This is a genomic window from Desulfonatronum sp. SC1, assembly GCF_003046795.1.
Classification (GTDB): Bacteria; Desulfobacterota; Desulfovibrionia; order Desulfovibrionales; family Desulfonatronaceae; genus Desulfonatronum.
Genome location: NZ_PZKN01000196.1, coordinates 1 through 415 on the forward strand (window position 1 = coordinate 1; position 415 = coordinate 415).

Annotated in this window: 1 protein-coding gene; it reads left to right on the plus strand. The window is 41.2% G+C overall.

Annotated elements, in window-relative coordinates; translation table 11 throughout:
- The coding region (locus C6366_RS21270; protein WP_199221625.1) for a hypothetical protein at positions 1–415 on the plus strand (415 nt) is incomplete at both ends.

The window sequence follows — 415 nt, forward strand, 5'->3', positions numbered from 1 at the left end:
AACAAAGGCTGATGAATCAGTGCTCTTTAAAAAGCAGAAGCCAGTTGAGATTTCAAACAAAAATAGAGAGAAAACAACCATAACCATTGGTGTGAATGATTATAAGCAGTATCAGGTTATCGATGGCTTTGGTTTTACGCTTACAGGAGGCAGTGCAAGGTTGATAAACGAAATGCAGCCTGAAGTGCGTCAATCGTTGTTGAATGAGTTGTTTGGAGTTGATGGTGATGCAATTGGTGTCAGTTATCTGCGTTTAAGCATTGGGGCTTCGGACTTAAGCGACAGTGTTTTTACATACAATGATTTGCCCGAAGGGCAAATGGATCCTTTTATGGAGAACTTTTCCATCGAGACTGAGTTGGTGCACCTGATTCCCGTGCTACAGGAGATTCTGGCAATTAATCCGAATATATTG